Annotated in this window: 20 protein-coding genes; 14 read left to right on the forward strand and 6 right to left on the reverse strand. The window is 65.4% G+C overall.

What is annotated here, in order from left to right; translation table 11 throughout:
• Positions 1-275 precede the first annotated feature (275 nt).
• Positions 276-809 (reverse strand): invasion associated locus B family protein, encoded by a 534-nt coding sequence (locus JQ633_RS06890; RefSeq protein ID WP_249158881.1) that lies wholly within the window; start codon positions 807-809, stop codon positions 276-278.
• A 583-nt stretch (positions 810-1,392) separates the two neighbouring features.
• On the opposite strand from JQ633_RS06890, the gene coxB reads away from it, so the two are divergent.
• The 8 genes from coxB to JQ633_RS06930 all read left to right on the forward strand — a co-directional run bounded on the left by coxB (position 1,393) and on the right by JQ633_RS06930 (position 8,016).
• Entirely contained in the window at positions 1,393-2,232 is an 840-nt protein-coding gene (coxB, locus tag JQ633_RS06895) for a cytochrome c oxidase subunit II (RefSeq protein WP_211983795.1), read from the forward strand.
• A gap of 83 nt (positions 2,233-2,315) precedes the next feature.
• Entirely contained in the window at positions 2,316-3,932 is a 1,617-nt protein-coding gene (gene ctaD / locus JQ633_RS06900) for a cytochrome c oxidase subunit I (protein ID WP_211983797.1), read from the forward strand.
• A gap of 63 nt (positions 3,933-3,995) precedes the next feature.
• The gene (locus tag JQ633_RS06905) at positions 3,996-4,934 is read left to right on the forward strand and encodes a heme o synthase (protein ID WP_211983799.1); all 939 of its coding nucleotides are present in this window, start codon (positions 3,996-3,998) and stop codon (positions 4,932-4,934) included.
• Between the two features lie 29 nt (positions 4,935-4,963).
• Complete coding sequence (locus JQ633_RS06910; RefSeq protein WP_211983801.1) at positions 4,964-5,128, forward strand: CoxF protein; 165 nt, start codon at positions 4,964-4,966, stop codon at positions 5,126-5,128.
• Between the two features lie 5 nt (positions 5,129-5,133).
• A complete protein-coding gene (locus JQ633_RS06915) occupies positions 5,134-5,790 on the forward strand; it encodes a cytochrome c oxidase assembly protein (RefSeq protein ID WP_211983803.1) in 657 nt (218 codons plus the stop codon).
• 106 nt (positions 5,791-5,896) lie between these two features.
• Entirely contained in the window at positions 5,897-6,793 is an 897-nt protein-coding gene (locus JQ633_RS06920; RefSeq protein WP_211983805.1) for a cytochrome c oxidase subunit 3, read from the forward strand.
• Positions 6,794-6,870: 77 nt separating this feature from the next.
• The gene (locus JQ633_RS06925; RefSeq protein ID WP_211983807.1) at positions 6,871-7,257 is read left to right on the forward strand and encodes a DUF983 domain-containing protein; all 387 of its coding nucleotides are present in this window, start codon (positions 6,871-6,873) and stop codon (positions 7,255-7,257) included.
• A complete protein-coding gene (locus JQ633_RS06930) occupies positions 7,258-8,016 on the forward strand; it encodes an SURF1 family protein (protein ID WP_211983809.1) in 759 nt (252 codons plus the stop codon).
• 63 nt (positions 8,017-8,079) lie between these two features.
• Here the strand turns inward: JQ633_RS06930 and JQ633_RS06935 are convergent, their stop codons facing one another.
• Positions 8,080-9,666: a DHA2 family efflux MFS transporter permease subunit gene (locus tag JQ633_RS06935; protein WP_211983811.1), complete on the reverse strand. Its 1,587-nt coding sequence runs from the start codon at positions 9,664-9,666 to the stop codon at positions 8,080-8,082.
• On the reverse strand, positions 9,663-10,940 hold the full coding sequence (locus JQ633_RS06940) for an HlyD family secretion protein (RefSeq protein WP_211983813.1): 1,278 nt from the start codon (positions 10,938-10,940) through the stop codon (positions 9,663-9,665). Before JQ633_RS06940 ends, JQ633_RS06935 begins: the two co-directional genes overlap by 4 nt.
• Positions 10,941-11,147: 207 nt before the next feature.
• Between JQ633_RS06940 and JQ633_RS06945 the strand changes: the two genes are divergently transcribed.
• Positions 11,148-11,846 carry a TetR/AcrR family transcriptional regulator gene (locus JQ633_RS06945; protein WP_211983815.1) on the forward strand — a complete coding sequence of 233 codons (699 nt, stop codon included), beginning with the start codon at positions 11,148-11,150 and terminating at the stop codon, positions 11,844-11,846.
• 31 nt (positions 11,847-11,877) lie between these two features.
• Here the strand turns inward: JQ633_RS06945 and JQ633_RS06950 are convergent, their stop codons facing one another.
• Positions 11,878-12,594 (reverse strand): dihydrofolate reductase family protein, encoded by a 717-nt coding sequence (locus tag JQ633_RS06950; RefSeq protein WP_211983816.1) that lies wholly within the window; start codon positions 12,592-12,594, stop codon positions 11,878-11,880.
• A 525-nt stretch (positions 12,595-13,119) separates the two neighbouring features.
• On the opposite strand from JQ633_RS06950, the gene JQ633_RS06955 reads away from it, so the two are divergent.
• The 5 genes from JQ633_RS06955 to JQ633_RS06975 all read left to right on the forward strand — a co-directional run bounded on the left by JQ633_RS06955 (position 13,120) and on the right by JQ633_RS06975 (position 19,093).
• Positions 13,120-14,232, forward strand: coding sequence for a Cj0069 family protein (locus JQ633_RS06955; RefSeq protein WP_211983818.1), 1,113 nt, complete (start codon positions 13,120-13,122; stop codon positions 14,230-14,232).
• Between the two features lie 613 nt (positions 14,233-14,845).
• On the forward strand, positions 14,846-16,264 hold the full coding sequence (gene thrC, locus JQ633_RS06960; RefSeq protein WP_211983820.1) for a threonine synthase: 1,419 nt from the start codon (positions 14,846-14,848) through the stop codon (positions 16,262-16,264).
• Positions 16,261-17,550, forward strand: a complete 1,290-nt coding sequence (locus JQ633_RS06965; protein ID WP_211983822.1) for a M16 family metallopeptidase — start codon at positions 16,261-16,263, stop codon at positions 17,548-17,550. Before thrC ends, JQ633_RS06965 begins: the two co-directional genes overlap by 4 nt.
• 186 nt (positions 17,551-17,736) lie before the next feature.
• The gene (locus JQ633_RS06970; protein WP_211983824.1) at positions 17,737-18,324 is read left to right on the forward strand and encodes a GNAT family N-acetyltransferase; all 588 of its coding nucleotides are present in this window, start codon (positions 17,737-17,739) and stop codon (positions 18,322-18,324) included.
• Between the two features lie 121 nt (positions 18,325-18,445).
• Entirely contained in the window at positions 18,446-19,093 is a 648-nt protein-coding gene (locus JQ633_RS06975; protein ID WP_211983825.1) for a hypothetical protein, read from the forward strand.
• A gap of 142 nt (positions 19,094-19,235) precedes the next feature.
• Here JQ633_RS06975 and JQ633_RS06980 read toward each other — a convergent pair whose 3' ends face one another.
• Positions 19,236-19,721: an ATP F0F1 synthase subunit B gene (locus tag JQ633_RS06980; protein WP_211983827.1), complete on the reverse strand. Its 486-nt coding sequence runs from the start codon at positions 19,719-19,721 to the stop codon at positions 19,236-19,238.
• Between the two features lie 4 nt (positions 19,722-19,725).
• A complete protein-coding gene (locus JQ633_RS06985; protein WP_211983829.1) occupies positions 19,726-20,292 on the reverse strand; it encodes a F0F1 ATP synthase subunit B in 567 nt (188 codons plus the stop codon).
• Positions 20,293-20,343: the final 51 nt, after the last annotated feature.

Consider the following 20,343-nt stretch of genomic DNA (forward strand, 5'->3'; position numbering starts at 1 on the left):
GCCCCGCTTCGGGACCCGGACGGCGACTTCAAAAGATAGTGTGCGCACCGGTCAACCGGGAGAGGCGGCAGCCGTGCCGACGATCGTGTCAGCCCGCCGCGGTCTTCACCTTGTCGTCACCGATTTTGTCGTCATCGGGCGACGATCCGGGACGCCGTAGCCCGGATGGAGCGAAGCGCAATCCGGGGGCAGTCTCTCACGCGGCGAACGCCGTTCCCGGATTACGCTGCGCTCCATCCGGGCTACGGAGCGTGTTTTTATGACTATATTCCGCACTAGGGCAATTTGTCATAGCCCTCGGACAGCCCGTTCAGGCTGAGCGGAAAGCCGATACCCTCCTCCGGCGTTTCGAAGATAATGAACGTCGCGGTCTTGGCGTTCTTGAGCTGGCCGAGCAGCTTGTCGTCCATCACGACCTCCGCCACGCAGCCGTTCGGCAGGCAGCGCACGAATCCGGCGCGGCCGACGTCCTGATTGTCGAGCTTCAGGCCGAGGCCGGAGGGTAGAAGCACGCCGAGCGGCGCGACCACGCGCATCAAGCGGCTCTTCTGGTCGGCGGTTTTGAGCACGATCACGGTCAGCCCGGCATTGGAGCGGTCTTCCGCCACAACGCTCTGAATCAGCGCGCACTGCTCGCTTTGCGCGCCCGGCGGCGTATCGCAGCGGATTTGCCAGTCACCATGCACCGAGCGGACCGCGCCCTGCGCGTTTGCCGCCTGCGTCAGGCCGAGCAGGCACGCGGCCACAACCAGGCTGCCGAGCCAGCCCGGCAGTATGGGACGTCTTGCCTGAATGTACGAAGCGCCCATCCGGGTCGATCCTCTGAATAAGTTGGGTCCGGCCGTTCCGGCCGCCGGTAGCACGCTCGATCATAACGCGCTTCAAGGATCGCATCATGATCTCATCTACTTGTTTGAGCATGATCTTTCGGAGAACCGGTCTCCGCTGTTCCGGACCATGCTCGAAAGCCGACTGATACCGCAATGACGGCGCCTTGAAGGCGATCTTGCAGCCATTCCCGCGCCGGATTGGGGCGCCCCGTCGCGAATCAAGTTCCTCCGGGGTGCCCCGCATGTGGGTACATCCGGTAATCCGCCTGTCAACTGCGTGCGGCATTGTTTCGGAGACTTTCGCTTGATTTTGCGGGAAAAATTGAGGTCGGCAGGTTAGCCACGCGCGCATGGCTTGCGGCCCCACTACTGCATTGCGAGCGCCTGCGAATTATGGTTTGAGAGGCTGGATTTCGACGCGTTCTAGCGATCTGGCTCCCGTACCCACCTTGACTCGACGACGGGTACGACCGGGTAGGCCGTTTGGCAGGGCGGATCGTGCCGTATTTCCGGCCAGGGCGCCGGGAATGCGTTGGGGAAATATCTAGGGAGCGCGAGCGGCATGAAGATGTCGATTGGCCGGATGGGCCGACAATTGCTGGGATTTGCGGTGGCGGGCATGGCGTGTGTCGCCGCAGGGTCGGCATCCGCCGAATTGGGGCAGCCGGCGCCGTGGGAGCACACGCTGCAGGAAGCCGCGACCCCGGTGATGGAAAACATCATCTGGTTTCACAACTTCCTGCTGGTGCTGATCACCGTCATCACGCTGTTCGTGCTGGCGCTGCTCGTCATCGTGGTGATGAAGTTCAACGCCAAGGCCAACCCGGTCCCCTCCAAGACCACCCACAACACCCTGATCGAGGTGGCGTGGACGCTGATTCCGGTGCTGATCCTGGTCGGCATCGCGGTGCCGTCGTTCCGCCTGTTGTTCCTCGAGCTCGACGTGCCGAAGCCGGATCTCACGGTGAAGGTCACCGGCAAGCAGTGGTACTGGTCCTACGCTTACCCGGATAACGGCAAGTTCGAATTCGACTCGCTGCTCGACAAGGACAAGCAGCCCCGTCTGCTCGGCGTCGACAACGAGATGGTCGTCCCGGTCAACAAGGTGGTGCGGATTCAGACCACCGGCGCCGACGTGATTCACTCCTTTGCGGTGCCGGCCTTCGGCGTGAAGATCGACTCGATCCCCGGCCGCCTCAACGAGAGCTGGTTCAAGGCCACCAAGACCGGCATGTTCTACGGCCAGTGCTCGGAATTGTGCGGCAAGGACCACGCCTTCATGCCGATCGCGGTCAGGGTCGTCAGCGACCAGGAATTCGCGACCTGGGTGGAAGGTGCGAAGAAGAAGTTTGCGACCAACCCGGCGAATACCTACGCCTCGGCTGGTGAGGCGGCGCAGTAGGCTCAAGGCCGACCGCGCGATTGGAAGAATAAGGGCGACGGGACCGCGAGGTCCGAGAGGGACTGCAAGGCAGGATTTGGAACATGGCTACTGGCGCTGCGACACACGACGATCACGCCCATGATGATCACGCCCATCATCCGACCGGATGGCGGCGTTATCTCTATTCCACGAACCACAAGGACATCGGCACGATGTACCTGGTGTTCGCGGTGATCGCGGGCATCATCGGCGCCGCGATGTCGATCGCGATCCGCGCCGAGCTGATGTATCCCGGCATCCAGATCTTCCACGAGACGCACACTTACAACGTGTTCGTGACCTCGCACGGTCTGATCATGATCTTCTTCATGGTCATGCCGGCGATGATCGGCGGGTTCGGCAACTGGATGGTGCCGCTGATGATCGGCGCGCCTGATATGGCGTTCCCGCGCATGAACAACATCTCGTTCTGGCTGCTGCCGGCGTCCTTCGCGCTGCTCCTGATGTCGACCTTCGTCGAGGGTGAGCCGGGCGCCAACGGCGTCGGTGCCGGCTGGACCATCTACGCGCCGCTCTCGACCTCGGGGCACCCGGGTCCGGCGGTCGACTTCGCGATCCTCTCGCTCCATCTGGCGGGTGCATCGTCGATCCTCGGCGCCATCAACTTCATCACCACCATCTTCAACATGCGCGCGCCGGGCATGACCCTGCACAAGATGCCGCTGTTCGTGTGGTCGATCCTGGTGACCGTGTTCCTGCTGCTGCTGTCGCTGCCGGTGCTCGCCGGTGCGATCACCATGCTGCTGACCGACCGCAATTTCGGCACCACCTTCTTCGCGGCCGACGGTGGCGGCGATCCGGTGCTGTTCCAGCATCTGTTCTGGTTCTTCGGCCACCCCGAAGTGTACATCCTGATCCTGCCGGCCTTCGGCATGGTCAGCCAGATCGTCTCGACCTTCTCGCGCAAGCCGGTATTCGGCTATCTCGGCATGGCCTACGCCATGGTCGCGATCGGCGGCATCGGTTTCGTGGTGTGGGCGCACCACATGTACACCGTCGGCATGTCTTCGGCGACGCAGGCCTACTTCGTCGCCGCAACGATGGTGATCGCGGTGCCGACCGGCGTGAAGATCTTCTCCTGGATCGCCACGATGTGGGGCGGCTCGATCGAGTTCAAGGCGCCGATGCTCTGGGCGATCGGCTTCATCTTCCTGTTCACCGTCGGCGGCGTCACCGGCGTCGTGCTGGCCAATGCCGGCGTCGACCGCGTGCTGCAAGACACCTACTACGTCGTCGCGCACTTCCACTACGTGCTGTCGCTCGGTGCCGTGTTCGGCATCTTCGCCGGCTGGTACTACTGGTTCCCGAAGATGTTCGGCTACATGTACTCGGAGACCATCGCCAAGGCGCACTTCTGGTTCACCTTCATCGGCGTCAACCTGGTGTTCTTCCCGCAGCACTTCCTCGGTCTGTCGGGCATGCCTCGCCGCTATGTCGACTATCCGGATGCGTTTGCCGGCTGGAATCTGATCTCGTCCTGGGGCTCCTACATCTCGGGCATCGGCGTTCTGATCTTCATCTACGGCGTGATCGATGCCTTCGTCCGCAAGGAGCAGGCCGCGAACAATCCGTGGGGTGCCGGTGCGACCACGCTGGAGTGGACGCTGACCTCGCCGCCGCCCTTCCACCAGTTCGAAGTGCTGCCGCGCGTGCAGTAATTCAACGAACGCGCGGCGCACCCCAAGGTACGCCGTGCCTCTTGAGAGAAGTGAGACCTGATCTTGTCGGTTGTCGATCACAACGCCATTGAGTTGCCCCGGATCTCCGAGGCCGAAGTGGGCGACTACATCGCGTTGCTCAAGCCGCGCGTGATGTCGCTGGTGATCTTCACCGCGCTGGTCGGGCTGATGATCGCGCCGGTGCACGTCCATCCGGTGCTGGCCTTCACCTCGATCCTCTGCATCGCGGTCGGCGCCGGCGCCTCCGGTGCGCTCAACATGGCCTATGAGGGCGATGTCGACGCACTGATGACGCGCACCGCCAACCGGCCGATCCCGCGCGGCCGCATCACCCAGGCCGAGGCCGCCGCGTTCGGCATCACGCTCGCCTTCTTCTCGGTGATGACGCTCGGCATTCTCGTCAACTGGGTGGCAGGCGCGCTGCTTGCCTTCACCATCTTCTTCTATGCCGTGATCTACACGATGTGGCTGAAGCGCTGGACCGCGCAGAACATCGTGATCGGCGGCGCCGCCGGCGCGCTGCCGCCGGTGGTGGCGTGGGCCGCGGCGACCGGCTCGCTCTCGGTGGAGCCGATCCTTTTGTTCCTGATCATCTTCTTCTGGACCCCGCCGCATTTCTGGGCGCTGGCGCTGTTCCGCAGCGACGACTATGCGCGAGCCGGCATTCCGATGCTGCCGGTCGTCGCCGGTCCCGACGCGACACGGCTGCAGATCCTGCTCTACACCGTCGTGCTGGTCGCGGTCGCGCTGGCACCTTGGCCGCTCGGCTATTTCGACGCGATCTACGGCGTCACCTCGCTGGTGCTGGGCGCCGGCATGCTGTGGCTGGCCGTCGAGGTCTATCGCCACCGTGAGGGCACGGCTGCCAATCGCGCCACCCGCCGGCTGTTCGCATTCTCCATCCTTTATCTGTTCGCGCTGTTCGCCGTCCTCCTCGCCGAGGTCGTGATCCGCGCGATCGCGCCTGTCATCATCGGGTAGGGGACACGATGGGGGCGCAAGGGATAGCAATGGACGACAAACGCGAACCAGAAGGCATCGTCCTCACCGAGGCGCAACTCCGGAGCCGCCGCCAGCGCTCGGTCGCCATCGCGCTCGCGCTCGGCATCCTGGTCGTGCTGTTCTTCGCGGTCACCATCGTCAAGGGGCCGGCCGTGCTGGTGCGGCCGCTATGAGCGAGATGGCGAACCAGCCCCCCACACAGGATCCGAACGGCGAGGGCGCCGCGCGCCAGCGCACCGAGGTCACGCGCCGCACGCTGACGCGCGATGCAGTAGTCGCCTCGATCTGCGGTTTCGTCGTGGTGCTGATGGTCGGCGCGTCCTACGCCGCGGTGCCGTTCTACAACTGGTTTTGCCGCACCACCGGCTTCAACGGCACCACCCAGGTCGCGACCTCGGCGCCGACGGAAGCGCCGCTCGATCGCACCATCGCCGTCAGCTTCGATTCCAACGTCGCGCCCGGCCTGCCCTGGAAGTTCGAGCCGGAGCAGAACACGATCGACGTCAAGATCGGCCAGGTGGTCACGGTCTACTACACCGTCACCAACCAGTCGGCGCGCACCACGACCGGCCAGGCGTCCTACAACGTCGCGCCGCTGACGGTCGGAGCCTACTTCCAGAAGATCAACTGCTTCTGCTTCACCGAGCAGACCATGGCGCCGGGCGAGAAGCGCGAGATGGCCGTGGTGTTCTATGTCGATCCGGCGCTGGCGAAAGACAGCGAGAACGACACGCTGAAGACGATCACTTTGTCCTACACCTTCTTCCCGGTGCGCGATGCTGCGCCGAAGCCGGTGGCGGCGGGCGAGGCGGATCAGCGCAAGGGCAATTTGTGATGCGGGCATGATCGGCGCGAACGCGGGGCGGTTGCGCGGGATCATGGTCGAGAGATAACGATGAGAGTTAAGACGTGCCTTGCGGCACGCGAATGGAGAGGCGGCAATGGCTGAGGCGCACGTCAAGCATCACGACTACCATCTGGTCGATCCGAGCCCGTGGCCGGTGGTCGGCTCGGTGTCGGCCTTCATCATGGCGCTCGGCGCGATCGGCTGGATGCATCACATGTACTCCGGCGCCCCGATCGTGTTCGGCATCGGCACCATCGGCGTGCTCTACACCATGGCGAGCTGGTGGGGCGACGTGATCAAGGAAGCCCAGTACAAGGGCGACCACACCCGCGTGGTGCAGATCAGCCACCGCTATGGCATGATCCTGTTCATCGCCTCCGAGGTGATGTTCTTCGTCGCCTGGTTCTGGGCGTTCTTCAATTCAGCGCTGTTCCCGGCCGACGCAGTGCATGCCACGCGCGATGCGGTGTTCGGCTGCGGTCCCGGCACGGCGATGGGCGCTTGCAGCGTCCCCGGCACCTGGCCGCCGAAGGGCATCGAGACCTTCGACCCCTGGCATCTGCCGCTGCTCAATACGCTGCTGCTCTTGACCTCGGGCACCACGGTGACCTGGGCGCATCACGCGCTGCTGGAGGGCGACCGCCAGGGCCTCAAGCAGGGCTTGATCCTGACCGTCATCCTCGGCGCCTGCTTTACCTGCGTGCAGGCCTATGAGTACGCCCACGCGACGTTCTCGTTCGGCGGCAACGTGTACGGCTCGACCTTCTTCATGGCGACCGGGTTCCACGGCTTTCACGTGCTGGTTGGTACCATCTTCCTGTTGGTCTGCCTGTTCCGCGCCTATGCCGGCCACTTCACGCCGAAGCAGCACCTCGGCTTCGAGTTCGCCGCCTGGTACTGGCATTTCGTCGACGTGGTCTGGCTGTTCCTGTTCGTCTGCATCTACGTGTGGGGCCGCGGCGCCGAAGCCATGGCGCACGGCGCGCACTGACCGCACCTCCGACGTGCTAAGAGGGGGCGGCCGAACGGCCGCCCCTTTTGCTTTTGAGCGCTCCAACAAGAGAACCGATGACCGAGCCCCTGCCCACCGTGACCCAGAGCGCCGTGCGCGGCATCGCCTGCCGCTGCCCGCGCTGCGGCAAGGGCAGACTGTATGCGGGCTTCCTGACGCTGGCGCCGGCCTGCGAGAATTGCGGCCTCGACTACGCCTTCATCGATGCGGGCGACGGCCCGGCGGTCTTCATCATCATGCTGGCCGGCGCCATCGTGGTTGCGGCGGCGCTGATCGTCGAGGTGAAGTACCAGCCGCCGTTCTGGGTTCATGCGGCGCTGTGGCTGCCGCTGATCGTGGTGACCACGATCCTGCCGCTGCGTTCGATGAAAGCGCTCCTGATCGCGCTGCAATTCCACCACAAGGCGGCCGAAGGCCAGTTGATCCAGCGCGAACCGAAATAAATGAACGACACAGCAACCCGCCGGCCGAGTGCCGCCGGCTTCGGCATCTTCACCCTGATCCTGATCGCGGTCTGTATCTGCCTCGGCGTCTGGCAGTTGCAGCGCCGGGTCCAGAAGCACGCGCTGATCGCGACGCTCGAGACCAAACTGGCAGCCGCGCCCGAGGTGATGCCGCCGCCGTCGGCCTGGCCGACGACGACATCCGAGAAGGATGAATTCCGCCGCGTCACCCTCACCGCCACCTATGCGAAGCTGCCGGACGCCATGGTCTACAGCTCCGGTTCCGCGGTGCGCGACGACATCGCCGGCCCAGGCACCTGGGCGTTCCTGCCGGCGAAGCTCTCGAGCGGCGAGACCGTCGTGATCAACACGGGCTTCGTGCAGAACACGATGCAGGACCGCGCCTTCGAGGATCGCGTCACCGGGCGCCTCGTCACCGGCGAACCCGTCGCGCTCTCGGGCTACATCCGGTTTCCCGAGCCGCCGGGCCGGCTGACGCCGAAGCCGGATGCCGCGAAGCGGCTGTGGTTCTCGCGCGATCACCGCGCGATGGCGCAGGCGCTCGGCTGGGGTGAGGTCGCGCCGTTCTACATCGATCTGGAAACGCCGGTGCCGGACAGCGGCACGCCGAAGCCGGGCCCACTCAAGGTGCGTCTCAAGGACGACCACATGCAGTACGCAATCACCTGGTTCTCGCTCGCCGCCGCCGTCACCATTGCCTTCGGCCTATGGTGGCGCGGCCAGCGGCGGAAGGCGTAGCGCCGTCTTGAGACAATCGTGCTGCAAGCAGTTACGGCGCGCGTGCCTTGCTCCACGCCCCGCTCAGTGCCCGGCGCGCATCGGACCGCCGAGCCTGACCTTACGAAGTGTCAGTGCCAGCGGCACGGCGCAGAGCGAGATCAGCATCAGCACCCAGAACGCATCCATGTAGGACAGGAACGAGGCCTGGTTCTGCACCTGCTGGCCGATCCACTGGATCGCCTGGCTGTGCGCCTCTGCCAGCGACGAGCCCTGGGCTGAGAAGAAATTCGTCACCTGCTGCAGCGTGTCCTGATATTGCACACTTGACGGCGTCACCTGCTCGACCAGCCGGCTCTGGTGGAACTGCTCGCGATGCGTCAGCACGTTGGACACCAGCGAGACGCCGATCGAGCCGCCGGTGTTGCGTGCCGCGTTGATCAGCGCGGAGGCCTGGTCGGTCTTGTCGGGCGGAATGCCGTCATAGGACGCCGCCATGATCGGCACGAAGATCAGCGGCAGACCGACGCCGAGCAGCATGCGCGAGCGCGCCATGAACCAGAAGCCGAGATCGGCATAGACGCTGGTCATGCTGTACATCGAGGCCGCGACCACCAGCGCGCCGGCGGCGATCAGATATTTCGGCTGCACCTTGGCGGCGAGGCGGCCGACCACGAACATCATCGTCATGGTGACGAGGCCGCCCGGCGACAGCACGAGGCCGGCCCAGGTTGCGGTGTAGCCGAAATCCTGCTGCACCAGCTGCGGCAGGAACTGCGTCGTCGCCAGCAGGATCGCGCCGGTCGCCAGCATCACCAGGAAGCAGGCGCCGAACTGCCGGGTCGCCACCATGCGCAGGTCGATCATCGGATTGCGCCGGGTCATCTCCCACGGGATCATCAGCACGAACGCCGAGCCGCAGATCACGGCGAAGGTGACGATGAAGGGCGAGGCAAACCAGTCGTCCTCGAGGCCGCGGTCGAGCATCACCTCGAGCGCGCCGAGAAAGGTCGCAACCAGCATGAAGCCGATGAAGTCAAATCCGGCGTCCTGCGGCTTCGGCGCCTCGTTCTTCGCCGGCAGCACCGCGGCGATCAGCGCGATCGCGAACACGCCGACCGGACCGTTGATCAGGAAGCACCAGTGCCAGGACAGATTGTCGGACAGCCAGCCGCCAAGCGTCGGCCCGACCACCGGCGCCACCACCACGGCGACACCGAACACCGCGAAGGCTTGGCCGCGCTTGGCCGGCGGAAACGCATCGGCGAGGATCGACTGCGCCACCGGCACCATGCCGCCGCCGCCGAGCCCCTGCAGGATGCGGAACAGCAGCAGCGCGTTCAGGTTCGGCGCGAAGCCGCACAAGATCGAACTCACCGTGAAGATGCCGAGGCAGGTCAGGAAGAACGTCTTGCGCCCCAGCAGTCTGGCGAGAAAGCTCGAGACGGTCAGGATGATGGCGTTGGAAACGAGATATGTGGTGACCACCCAGGAGGCTTCGTCCGAGCTCACGCCCATGCCGCCCGCGATATAGGGTAGCGCGACGTTGGCGATGGTGGTGTCGAGCACCTCCATGAAGCTCGCCAGCGCGACCACGATCGCGATCAGCCAGGGATTGGGCGCGATGCTCGGGGCCGCCAGCGCCTTGGCGTCGATGGCGGCGGCACTCATAGCATCCTCCCGAGACTCAGCTTGCCGAGCCGCTCGATCAGCGACGGTGCGGCATCGACCCGCACCGTCGGCACCACTGACATGCCCGGGCCGAGCGCGACGTCGGTCGACGGATTGTCCATCACGATCTTCACCGGCACGCGCTGCACGATCTTGACGTAGTTGCCGGTGGCGTTCTGCGCCGGCAGCAGCGAGAACGCGGTGCCGGAGCCGGGCTGCACGCTCTCGACATGGCCGTGGATCTCGCGGTTCGGATAGGCGTCGATCCGCAGCGTCACCTTCTCGCCCGGCCGCATCCGGTCGAGCTGGATCTCCTTGAAGTTCGCGGTCACCCAGCTCTGGTCGGGCACGAACATCGAGAGGTTGGTGCCGGCCTGCGCGAACTGGCCGACCGCGGCGGTGAGATTGACGACCCGGCCGGGCTGCGCCGCCCGCACCGTGGTGTAGGACAGATTGAGCTCGGCCTGGTCGCGCTGTGCCTGCATCTGCGCGAGGTTCGCCACCGCGCTCTTGCGCTGCGCATTCAGCGCCTCGATCTGCCGCTGCGCCAGGTTGAGGGTTGCCTTCGCGCTCAGCAGCGCGGCCTGCTGCTGATGCAGTTGCGAGGTGAACTGTTCGGAGTTCTGCACCGTGCCGTAGCCGGTCTGCTCCAGATGCTGGAAGCGTGTTGCCTGCTGCTGCGCGAACACCAGCGCCGCCTGCGCCTGGTCGACCTGCGCCTGGCTGGCGTCGATCTGGGCCCGCTGCACGTCGAGTTGCGCGTCTGCGTTCTGGATGTTGGCCTGCGCAGCCGCGACCTGCGCCTCGGCCTGTGCCAGCGCGACGCGATAGTCACGGTCGTCGAGCCGGGCGATCACGTCGCCGGCGTTGACATGCTGGTTGTCGGTGACGGGAACGGCGACGATGTAGCCGGCGACCTTCGGGGCGAGGGCGGACTGCCGCGCGGCGATGAAGGCGTCGTCGGTCGATTCGAAATGATCGGCGTAGTCCATGTAGAGATAGCCGCCGCCGATGGTGGCCGCGATCAGCACGGCGCCGATCGCGGAAACAACGGGACGACGGCGCAGCAAGCCGCTCCGCGGCGCCTTGCCGGTTGTCTCTGGGCGGGCTGCCGCAGGCCCGGCGGGCTCCTTGCCGACCGGACGCTCGGGCGCGGGCGCCCGCGTGGTCTCCGGCAAGCCGAAGTCCGGCTCATATGAGGCCGGAATCGAGGACGAGCCGTCGATGCCCGCGCGCCTCGCCTCGCCACGTTCCAGAACAGTGTCGTCGTACATGGTGGCTGCTCCTGCTTGTCAGGCGAGGTCCGGACGGGCCTGCATAAGGGAACGAAACAGTTTCGTTTCTATGCGGCAAATAGTCCTGCAGTGTCGCAGCGTCAATAGAAACGGTACTGTACCGTTCTATTTACAACCAGATGTGATGAAGGTATGTTGAGCGATGTTGCCAGTATGGGTGGTCAACGGAACCCGGATTTAGCCGCCATGAAAGCCAGTACCCTGAAGCAACCGGCCGCGCCCAAGGCCAAGCGCATCGAGGTCCGCGCCGGACGTCCGCCGAAGGAGCTGGCCGGTGAGGTCGACGGGCGCATCCTCGATGCCGCCCGCCGGGTGTTCCTGCTGCGCGGCTTCGAAGGCGCCAGCATCGACGAGATCGCCGAGGCCGCGCGCTCCGGCAAGCGCACGATCTATGCGCGCTTCCGCGACAAGCGCGCGCTGTTCACCGAGGTGGTGACGCACGACATCCTGGCCCGCATCGCGGAGTTCAAGGTCGGGGCGCCGATCGGCACCACGGTGGAAGAGCGGCTGACCAGCGCTGCGGCCACGCTGTTGCATTGGGGGCTCGATGCCGACCGGATGGGCCTGATGCGGCTCGCGATCGCCGAAGCGCACCGCTTCCCCGAGCTCGCCGCCACCGTCAACCGCCGGGCCCGTGAGCTCAGCACCGAGCTCGGCGTCCACCTGCTGCGCGAGCTGACGCAATCGGACGAGATCGGAAAATTGCCGGCCTTCGGCGCGGATCGCCTGCACGAGACGGCGCGGCTGTTTCTCGATCTGATCGCCGTGCCGATGCTGCTGCGGGCGCTGTTCGAGGTCGATCTCAAGGTCCTCGACGAGGAGATCGACGCGCATGTCGCGCGCGGCGTCGCGTTCTTCCTCGCCGCGTGCCGGAACGAGTGTTGAGCGGCTCGGGAAGCCGGCTCCTCCGGGGCGCTTATCCCGCCGCGCGCTCCACGGCGTGACGCAGCCACACCATTCCGCCCTCGAGAGTCTCGCAGTGGGTCAGCCGCAGCGCCTGTCCGGCGCCGGGGCGATCGCCTTCGGGACCGTGATAGTCGACGATGCATTGCGAGCCGGCGACGCCGTCGACCGCCGGGAAAATCAATGTGCTGAATTCGTCGATCAGGCTGTGCTTGAGGAACGCGCCGTTGATGCCGCCGCCGCCTTCCAGCAGCAGCGTCCTGGCGCCGAACAGTGAAGCCAGCTGCGCCATCGCGCCGGGCAGATCGCCGCCCTTCGCGCCGGCAAACAGATAGGAAGCGCCGTCCTCGCGCAGTTCGGCGAGATGGGCGTCGGAGACCTGCTCGCCCAGCACCGCGACCGCATGATCTCCGCCGACATTGTCCTTGCCGAAATGCACCTTGCCCGACGGATCGATGCCGATCGCAAGCTTGCGGCCGTTGCGGTTGCCGAGATGCGCATCGCGCGAAAACTTCGGCGCATTGGCGATCTGGCGCTGCGTTCCCTTGGCCATCTCGTTCATGGTGACGCGGCCGATGATCCAGCCGTCTGCGTCGAACGCGTCGTGGATCCGCTCATAGTGCGAGCGCAGCACCTCGCGCGAGATGCCGGAAGCCGTCTGCGTGAAGCGGCTCGGATGCAGGCGGCCGTCGATCGACGTGCCCATGTGGCAGATGATGTGGGGGCGCATGAGGCTGCTCTTGTTGCAAGGGGCAGGAAACAGGCCGCGGGCGCGGCGGGTTCGTGGGCACTCTCCATTTAGGTTGCTGCAACGGCGCACTCAACGGCCATCGCGATCCGACGTGTCAACTTTGGTAGTGCCGTGTGAGGCGAGCAAGCCGCACTCAGTGAGGCGAGCACGTCAGTCAGGCTCCCTCCCCCCTTGCGGGGGAGGGTGGGGAGAGGGGTAGCCCCGAGCGAGATGATCGATGGGAGCAGAGCCTTCGCAATCTCGCGCACATGATCGAATGCACATGGAGAGAGCGCACCGTGTGGCACCCCTCTCCCTAACCCTCCCCCGCAAGGGGAGAGGGAACCCTTCCGCCGGTGGCTCCATCACGCTGCTTCCGATTGAAGACCATCAAGGCTCTCACGCGCGGCGTCTTGAAACCTGCGCGAGCTCGTCTAAACTCATCGCCACGGGGACAAGCCAGACTCCCCGTGAGACTTCGGTCCAAGCTCTGCGCGAGACACGATTCGTCGTGGAGCTTTGCACATGGACACCGAACAGCAGACATCCCTTCGTTCCAAGACCCCACTTCGTTCCAGGATTGCCATCCTGTGGCGTGGCGATGCCGCGGCGCGCCGGGAGACGACGGCGCACAACAACCGCTTCGTGCGCGTCTTCGAGGCGCTCGCCGCGTCCGGCATCGAGGCCATTCCCGTCGTCTACGACGAGGCGTTCGCAGATGACGTCCGGGACCAACTCCTGACGATGGACGGCGTCCTCGTCTGGGTCGATCCGATCCATCAGGGCAAGACGCGCGCCGCGCTCGATCCGCTGCTCCGCGAGATCGCGACGCAACGCCCCTGGGTGAGCGCACATCCGGACGTCATCCTCAAGATGGGCGTCAAGGAGGTGCTCTACCGCACGCGCCATCTCGGCTGGGGCACCGATACGCACCGTTACGACACCACGGACACCTTCCGCGCCGAATTCCCGTCACGCCTGCTTGCGGCCGGCCCGCGTGTCCTCAAGCAGAATCGCGGCAATGGCGGGCAGGGCGTCTGGAAGGTCGAAGCCTTGTCGAAAGAATCTTCGCCCAATGCAGATGCGATGGTTCGCGTGCTGCACGCGCAGCGCGGCAGTTACCCTGAGGACATGCCGCTGCAAGCGTTCATGGCGCGCTGCGAGCCGTATTTCGGATGGGGCGGCTGCATCATCGATCAGGCATTCCAGCCGCGATTGCCGGAAGGCATGATCCGTTGCTACGTCAGCGGGTCGAAGGTGGCCGGCTTCGGCCATCAGCTGATCAAGGCGCTGATCCCGCCGCCCCCACAGGGACCCGATTCCCCGGAGGCTCAGCCCGGCCCTCGCATCATGCACGGTCCCGATGCCGCGCAATTCCAGACGTTGCGCAGGCTGATGGAGGACGAATGGATTCCGCAGTTGATCGAGCTGCTGGCGATCGACGGGGCATCGCTGCCGGTGATCTGGGACGCGGATTTCCTCTATGGTCCGCGCGATCTCGATGGCGCCGACACCTATGTGCTCTGCGAGATCAACGCGAGTTCATGCTTTGCCATCCCCGACGAGGCGCCGTTGGCCATCGCCCGGACGGTCAGGGATCGCATCGGAGCCGGCCTTCTGCCTAAGCCGGCTTCCTGACGATCTCGAAGCCTCTGGTCGCCAATTCTCTCAAGATGCTCTGCGCCAAATGAGAGCACTCATCCGGCTTGATCCAGCATGAGCTGCGCCACTCCGGATCGTCCTCTTTGGAATACGCGGTGAACGCTGACCGAATTCCGGCCTCGATTGCATCGGTGGCATCGGCTGGCATGAACGTCTCCACGGCATCCTGGCGAGGCAGGCTTCATGGATATTATGTGGCGGCGTTGATCTGGATCAATGCCGCCGCCGGGTGGTTGCAACCGCGACCGGAAGCTCGGGCAACTCATGTCGCGAGAATGCGAAGCCGCATCCCCGTCACAGCTGTCATCGCCCGGTTCAACCGGGCGATCCAGTAACGCCGCGGCCCATCGATTTACAACGACCGCCTCTGGAATACCGGATCACCCGCATGCGAGGGTGATGACGCCGCGTTGTTGGGCGGACGATCGCGCAACCCGCAATCAACCCGAGCGACCCCGGGACGCATGGTTCGGGCTACCCTTTGCCGGTCCGATCTTCTATGGTGACCGTCCGGTTCGCGCCAAGCGGACACGATAATTCCATGATATCAAAGGCTTGAAGGTTAGGCTGAGGGCCTTTGGAGGGCAGTTTGACGCGGTATATTTCGACCAGGGGCGAAGCCCCGGCATTGGGCTTCTGCGACGTGATGCTGACCGGGCTTGCCCGTGACGGCGGGCTCTACGTGCCCGAGACCTGGCCGGTTCTGTCGCCCGAAACCATCGCGTCGTTGTTCGGCCGGCCCTATTGGGAAGTCGCGGTCGAGATCATCCGTCCGTTCGTTGCCGGCGAGATTTCCGACGCCGAACTCGGGCGCATGGCGAACGAGGCCTATGCCACCTTCCGCCATCCCGCGGTGGTACCGCTCGATCAGGCCGGGCCGAACCAGTTCCTGCTCGAGCTGTTTCACGGTCCGACGCTGGCGTTCAAGGACGTCGCGATGCAGCTGATCTCGCGGCTAATGGATCACGTGCTGGCCAAGCGTGCGCAGCGCACCACCATCGTGGTCGCGACCTCGGGCGACACCGGCGGCGCGGCGGTCGAGGCGTTTGCCAATCTCGACAATGTCGATCTCGTCGTGCTGTTTCCGAACGGCCGCATCTCCGACGTGCAGCGCCGGATGATGACGACGACCGGCGCCGCCAATGTCCACGCGCTGGCGATCGAAGGCACCTTCGACGATTGCCAGGCGCTGGTGAAGGCGATGTTCAACAACCATCGCTTCCGCGACACCGTCGCGCTGTCCGGCGTCAACTCGATCAACTGGGCGCGCATCGTCGCGCAAGTGGTCTACTATTTCACTTCGGCGGTCGCGGTCGGTTCACCCCAGCGCACCGTCGACTTCACGGTGCCCACAGGCAATTTCGGCGACATCTTCGCCGGCTATGTCGCCAAGCGGATGGGGCTGCCGATCCGCTGGCTGCGGATCGCCGCCAACGTCAACGACATCCTGCCGCGCACGCTGAAGACCGGCATCTACGAGGTGCGCGAGGTGCACGCCACGACGTCGCCATCGATGGACATCCAGGTGTCCTCGAATTTCGAGCGCCTGTTGTTCGAGGCCAGCGGCCGCGACGCCGAACAGGTCCGCCGCCTGATGGCCTCGCTGAAGCAGTCCGGCCGCTTCGTGCTGCCGGACGCGACGCTGGCTGCCGTGCGGAAAGATTTCGACGCCGGCCGTGCCGACGAGACCGAGACCGCGGCTGCGATCCGCGCCGCCTGGCGCGAGGCCGGCGATCTGGTCGATCCGCACACCGCCGTTGCTCTCGCGGTCGCCGATCGCGACACGTCCGACTCGAAGATCCCGAACATCTTGCTGTCGACCGCGCATGCGGCGAAATTCCCCGATGCGGTCGAGGCCGCCTGCGGGGTGCGCCCGCAGCTGCCGGCCTGGCTCGGCGGCCTGATGTCGAAGTCAGAGCATATGACTGTCATGAAGAACGATTCCGACGAGATCGAGCGCTTCGTGCTGTCGGTCAGCCGCGCCGCCAAGCAAGGAGCCATCGGATGAGCGTTGAAATCACCAAGCTTCCAAGCGGCCTCACCATCGTCACCGACACCATGCCGCATCTGGAAACCGCGGCGCTCGGCGTCTGGGCCGGAGTCGGCGGCCGCGACGAGAAGCCGAACGAGCACGGCATCTCGCATTTGCTGGAACACATGGCGTTCAAGGGCACCACGCGGCGCTCCTCGCGCGAGATCGTCGAGGAGATCGAGGCGGTCGGCGGCGACCTCAATGCCGGCACCTCGACCGAGACCACGGCCTATTATGCGCGGGTGTTGAAGGCGGACGTGCCGTTGGCGCTCGACGTGCTGTCCGACATCCTCGCCAATCCGTCCTTCCTGCCGGACGAGCTGGAGCGCGAGAAGAGCGTGATCGTGCAGGAGATCGGCGCGGCGCAGGATACGCCCGACGACGTCGTGTTCGAGCATCTCAACGAGCTCTGCTTTCCGGAGCAGCCGATGGGCCGCTCGCTGCTCGGCACCGCCAAGACGCTGAAGGCCTTCAACCGCGACATGTTGCGCGGCTATCTCTCGACGCATTACCGCGCACCCGACATGGTGGTGGCCGCCGCCGGCGCCGTCGATCACAAGCGCATCGTCGAGGACGTCACGCAGAAGTTTTCAAGCTTCGAGGCGACGCCGGCGCCGAAGCCGCAGCCGGCGAAGTTCGGCAAGGGCGGCTCCAAGGTCGTGCATCGCGAGCTCGAGCAGGCGCATCTGACGCTGGCGCTCGAGGGCGTGCCGCAGGCCGATCCGTCGCTGTTCTCGCTGCAGGTGTTCACCAACACGCTCGGCGGCGGGATGTCGTCGCGGCTGTTCCAGGAGGTGCGCGAGAAGCGCGGCCTGTGCTACTCGATCTACTCCTTCCACGCGCCCTACAGCGACACCGGTTTCTTCGGCCTCTACACCGGAACCGATCCCGCCGACGCGCCCGAGATGATGGAAGTCATCGTCGACGTCATCAACGACGCCGTGGAAACCCTGACCGAGGCCGAGGTGGCGCGCGCCAAGGCGCAGATGAAGGCCGGCCTCCTGATGGCGCTGGAAAGCTGCTCGTCGCGGGCCGAACAATTGGCCCGCCACGTGCTTGCCTACGGCCGGCCGCAGACGGTGGAGGAACTGGTGGCGCGGATCGACGGCGTCAGCGTCGAATCGAGCCGCAACGCCGCCCGTGCGCTGCTGTTGCGCAGCCGGCCCGCCGTGGTCGCGCTCGGCAGCGGCAGGGGTCTGGACACGGCGGTGGCTTTTGCGGAAGGATTGACCAGGTCGAAGGCGAAGACGTTGCTGCATTGAGAATTTACCTCTCCCCGCCTGCGGGGAGAGGTCGGATTGCGCTAGGCGATGCGAAGCATCGTCCGGAGCAATCCGGGTGAGGGGGTACAGGTCCCACTAATCGGCTCGCTCGTGGATGGAGCCCCTCACCCGACCCTCTCCCCGCAAGGGCGGGGCGAGGGAGCGCAGGCGGGGGAGTATCGGGCCATGGCCCTGTTTCGTTTGCCATCCAGCGGACCGGCTGCATTGATGCCGCGCGGTCACGGGCTGCTGCTGCGGGCGCCGCAGATGTCGGACTTTCCGCAATGGGCGCAGCTGCGCGAGCTCAGCCGGGCCTATCTCACGCCATGGGAACCGATCTGGCCGTCCGACGACCTGACCCGCTCGGGTTTCCGCCGCCGCCTGCGCCGCTATACCGAGGACATCGCCGCCGACCGCTCCTATCCGTTCATCATCTTCCGCGAGGCGGACGGGGTGATGATCGGCGGCATCACGCTCGCCAATGTCCGGCGCGGCATCGTGCAGGCCGGCACCATCGGCTATTGGGTCGGCCAGCCGCATGCGCATCGCGGCTATATGACGACGGCACTGCGGGTGCTGCTGCCGTCGCTGTTCGGCGAGCTCAATCTGCATCGGATCGAGGCCGCCTGCATCCCCTCCAACGCGCCGTCGATCCGGGTGCTGGAGAAGTGCGGCTTCACCCGCGAGGGCCTGGCGCGGCGCTACCTCTGCATCAACGGGATCTGGCAGGACCACCTGCTGTTCGGCCTGCTGCATGAGGATTTCCGCGGTTGATCTTCGCCTAATGGAACGGCAGGCAGCCCCGCACCAGCTTTGATGCCTTGGGTTCGCCGCCATTGGCTTGCTATAACGCCGGCGAAATCGGCATTTTTGGTTGGAGGCGGTTGAAGCTGACATGGGTGACAAGGGCGTAATCAGGCTCGCGGTTGCGGCGGCGGTTGCGATCGGGCTGGGCTCGGGAATGTTTGCTTCCACGGCATCGGCGCAGTCCCTCAGCGACCGCTTCAAGAGCCTGTTCGGCGGCTCGTCCGAATCGGACAAGCCGGCCACGCCCTCGGCACCGCCGGTACTCGACGACAGCGCCGCCGAGCTGACCTGCCCGCAGGTCACGATCCGCTCCGGCGCCTCGACCTATGCGGTGGCTGCCCCCGGCAAGCAACCGGTCGGCAACGACATCAAGTTCCAGGCCTCGATCTCGCGCACGGCGCGGCAATGCAGCCTGAACAACGGCGAGATCACCGCCAAGATCGGCATCCAGGGCCGGGTGATCGTCGGGCCGTCCGGCGCGCCGCCGACCGTCGAGGTGCCGCTGCGCGTCGCCGTGGTGAAGGGCGGCATCGGCGAGCGGACGGTCATGACCAAGGCCTATGTCACCACGGTGCAGGTCGACGAAAGCGGCAGCGTGCCGTTCAGTCTGGTCGCCGAGGACGTCGTCTACCCGGCGCCGTCGCCGGCCGACAACGACAGCTACGTGTTCTATATCGGCTTCGATCCGCAGGCCCTGAAGGGCGAGCCCAAGGCGCGGCCCCACAAGAAGAAATAGCGGGCCCGGCTGCGGCGACGATGTCGTGCCCGCCGGGACGAACAAGCCCGCCAGGACAGACAAGCTAGGACAAACTAGTCAGGACAAACAAAAAGGCCGGTGCGATCGCTCGCACCAGCCTTTTGTTTGGATCGGGTCTGCGTCAGTTCAGCTTGGAGCGGACTTCGGCGATGCCCTTGCTGACGAGATCGTCGGCGACCGGGCCCTTGACCTGTTGCGCCAGGATGGTCGAGGCGGCGGTGACCGCGGCGTTGGCCGCGGCGGCGCGGACATCGGCCACGGCCTGGGCCTCGGCGAGGGCGATCTTGCTCTCGGCGGTCTTGGTCCGCCGCGCGACAAAATCCTCCATCTTGGTCTTGGCTTCGGCCGCAATCCGTTCGGCCTCGGCCTTGGCGCTGGAGATGATCTCCTCGGCCTCGCGCTCGGCGCTGGTACGGCGGGCCTTGTACTCGCCGAGCAGCTTGGCGGCCTCTTCCTTCAGACGGCGGGCGTCGTCCAGTTCGGCCCTGATGCGGTCGGCGCGATGATCGAGCGCCGTCAGCAGCGTGCGGTGGACGCCGAGATAGCCGAACACGATCATCAGCAGGATGAAGGCGATCGCAACCCAGGTTTCCGGTTCATAGAACATTCGCTTATCCCTTCAGCGAAGCATCGACGGCGCTGCCGACCACGTTCGCGTCCGGCGTCACGCCGGCGAGCCGCTGGACGATGGCGCCGGCGGCATCCGCCGCGATGCCGCGGACGTTGCTCATGGCGTTCGCCCGGGTCGTTGCGATCTGCTTCTCGGCGTCGGCGAGCTTGACGGCCAGCTTGTCCTCCAGCGCCTTGCGTTCGGCTTCGGAGGCCGCGTTCAGCTTCTCGCGGGTCTCGTTGCCAATTGCCTGGGCGCGGGAACGCGCATTCGCCAGTTCGCTTTCATAGGCCTTCAGCGCCGCGTCGGACTCGTCCTTCAGCTTCTGCGCCTCGGCCAGATCGCCCTCGATCTTGTCCTGACGTGCATCGATCGTCCCGCCGACGCGCGGCAGTGCGATACGCGACACGATCAGATAGAGCGCGACGAATGCAATCGCCAGCGACACCAGCTGCGAGGCGAAATTGGACGAATCGAACGGCGGAAAGGCTCCGCCGTGATGTCCGCCATCGGCCTCGGTGTGGGCGCCGGCTTTCTGGCCTTTTGCCTCGCCATGACTCTCAGCCATGGTGTTCTCCTGTTGCTGTCATGCGCGCCGCCCCTGGAATGATCCTTGGAA

Origin of the sequence: Bradyrhizobium tropiciagri (genome assembly GCF_018130505.1) — a bacterium.
GTDB classification, from domain to species: Bacteria; Pseudomonadota; Alphaproteobacteria; order Rhizobiales; family Xanthobacteraceae; genus Bradyrhizobium; species Bradyrhizobium tropiciagri_B.